This is a genomic window from Pseudomonas sp. (genome assembly GCF_030696055.1).
GTDB lineage: Bacteria > Pseudomonadota > Gammaproteobacteria > Pseudomonadales > Pseudomonadaceae > Aquipseudomonas.
Window position 1 is genome coordinate 1 of the sequence record NZ_JAUYNP010000017.1, and the last position, 2606, is coordinate 2606.

Consider the following 2606-nt stretch of genomic DNA (forward strand, 5'->3'; position numbering starts at 1 on the left):
TAGCCGCGATCGAGATCACCAGCCCCGGGGCCAAGCTCGGCGATATCACCACCGACCTGATCGGCCGCCGCGGCCAGGTGCTCGGCACCGAGAGCCTGTCGCAGAGCATGGCGTTGATCCGCGGTCAGGTGCCGCTGGCCGAGCTGGACGGCTACGGCGGCCGGCTCAAGTCGATCACCGCCGGTCAGGGCGCCTACAGCCTGGTGCTGAGCCACTACAACCCGGTGCCGCAGGAGCTGCAGCAGCGCCTGGCCAGCGGCTATAAAGCGGTGCAGGAAGAGGACTAACAGGCCGTTGCAAGACGGCCTGTTAAGCTTTTGTAGGGTGGGGCGCCTGGCCACGGGCTATCTGTCACTGCGTAGTCATTGGCGCCGTAACCCACCAAATGGTAATAGGCGATTACCGCTTGGTGGGTTACGTGGCGCACCAATACAGTAGTTGCCGCTCCCCCCCTGCTCGCCGCCACCCACCCTACGAATCTGTTTTTAACGCCGGATGGCCGACGCGCAGCAGATCGTCAGCCGGTTCTTAGAGCCTGTTCAATGTCTCGCGAGCTAGAGCCATGCAAGGCAAAAACAGGCGAGGAAGCGGAGTTTACGAGCTGTAAATGAGCATTCCGAGCCTGTTTTTAACGCAGCAGGGCCGACGCGCAGCAGACTATGAACAGGCTCTTAGCCCAGCAAGCCTTCACTCTGCATGGCCTTCTGCACCGCCGGCCGCGCGCCTATGCGCTGCAGATAGCCCTGCAGCTCCTCGGTGTTCGGCAACTCGATCTTGAGATAGGGCGCCCAGCCCGAGAGGACGAACAGGTAGGCATCCGCGGCGCTGAAGCTGTCGCCGCTCAAGAACTGCTTGCCGCGCAGCTGCTCGGAGATCCAGCTGAATTTCTTCTGCAGACGGCTGGCGAAGATCGCCTTGCTCGCCGCGTCCAGATTCGGGTTGAACAGGGGCCCGAAGGCTTGGTGCAACTCCGAGTTGAGGTAGCACTGCCACTCCATCACCCGGTAGCGCGCCATGCTCCCGGCGGCCGGCATCAGCTCGGTATTGCCGGCCTTGTCGCAGACATACTGGGCGATCACCGGGCCCTCGCTCAACCGCTCACCGTTGTCCAGTTGCAACAACGGCACATAGCCCTTGGGGTTGATGCCGTAGAAGTCGGCGCCGCTCTCGGTCTTGTGGGTCGCGGTGTCGACACGCTCGAGGCTAAAGGGTAAGCCGCATTCCTGCAGGATTATATGGATGGTCAGCGAACAGGCACCGGGGGAGTAATAAAGCTTCATGGCTAGGACTCCGTAGCTATAAATGGCAGCCCATGGAGCGGGCTGGACGCGTGCGCTGCCAGAAGCCTTCCCGGCAACGTTCGCGCGCGACCCGCTTCAGCCTAGATCAGTCCTGCGCAAGTACCGTAAAAAACCTCAGAACCTGTTTACGATCTCGCGAGCTAGAGCCAGACAAGGCAAAAACAGCCGAGGAAGCGCAGTTTACGAGCTGTAAATGAGCATTCCGAGGCTGTTTTTAACGCCGGATGGCCGACGCGCAGCAGACCGTAAACAGATTCTCAGTACTCGATCACCACATCGCCCTGAGGCACGCTGCAGCACGACAGGATATAGCCCTCGGCGACGTCCTCGTCGGTGATCCCGCCGTTGTGTTCCATGCTCACCTCGCCGGCCGTCTTCATCACCTTGCAGGTGCCGCAGATGCCCATGCCACACGCCTTGGGAATATGCAGGCCGAGCTTGGCGGCGGCGGCATGCACGGTCTCGCCGGGGGCCACGCGAATGCTCTTGCCGGTGTTGGTGAACGCCACCTGGTGCAGGTCGGCGGCATCCACCTCGCCGGCCTCGGCGGCCTGTTCGGCATGTTCCAGGGCGTCGGCGCGGGCTTCCGGCGGCGTGGCGCCGAAGGATTCCTCGTGGTAGCGGCGCATGTCGAAGCCGTTGGCTTCCAGCAGGCGCTTGACCGCGTGCATATAGGGGGTCGGCCCGCAGCAGAAGACTTCGCGCTGCATAAAGTCCGGGGCGATCAGCTCGAGCATCTTCTGGTTCAGATAGCCGCGATAGCCGGACCAGGTCTCGCCTATCTCGTACTTCTCGCAGATCAGGTGCAGCTTGAAGTTGTCGATGCGCGAGGCCATATGGCGCAGCTCGCGGTGGTAGATGATGTCCTTGGGCGTGCGCGCGCTGTGCACGAAGACCATATCGACGTTGCCGTTGGTGTCGAAGAACCAGCGCGACATGGACATCACCGGGGTGATGCCGACGCCGCCGCTGAGGAACAGCACCTTGTCTGCCTGAAAATCTATGGCGTTGAACAGCCCGACCGGGCCGTGCACCGGCAGCACGTCGCCTTCTTTCAGGTTGTCGTGCAGCCAGTTGGAAACCTTGCCGCCCGGCACGCGCTTGATGGTCAGCGAGAAGCTGTAGGGCACCGAGGGCGAGCTGGAAATGGTGTAGGAGCGCATGATCGGCACACCGTCGATCTCCAGTTCCAGGGTGACGAACTGCCCCGGCTTGAAGAAGAACACCATCGGCTGGTCGGCCATAAAACAGAAGGTGCGCACATCCCAGGTTTCCTGGAGGGCTTTGACGCAGCGCACCAGATGG

General features: G+C 61.9%; 2 protein-coding genes and 1 pseudogene. 1 reads left to right on the plus strand and 2 read right to left on the minus strand.

The genetic code is table 11. The annotated features are described in order from the left end of the window. Positions 1 to 287, plus strand: a pseudogene (gene fusA / locus Q8Q83_RS01100) (elongation factor G); the annotation flags it as partial. A 384-nt stretch (positions 288 to 671) separates the two neighbouring features. On the opposite strand, the gene gstA reads toward fusA, so the two are convergent. Both gstA and Q8Q83_RS01110 read right to left on the minus strand, forming a co-directional pair. Then, on the minus strand, positions 672 to 1280 hold the full coding sequence (gstA, locus tag Q8Q83_RS01105; protein WP_305620379.1) for a glutathione transferase GstA: 609 nt from the start codon (positions 1278 to 1280) through the stop codon (positions 672 to 674). A 278-nt stretch (positions 1281 to 1558) separates the two neighbouring features. Further along, positions 1559 to 2606, minus strand: a 1048-nt coding sequence (locus tag Q8Q83_RS01110; protein WP_305620380.1) for a hybrid-cluster NAD(P)-dependent oxidoreductase, incomplete at its 5' end; no start/stop codon positions are given.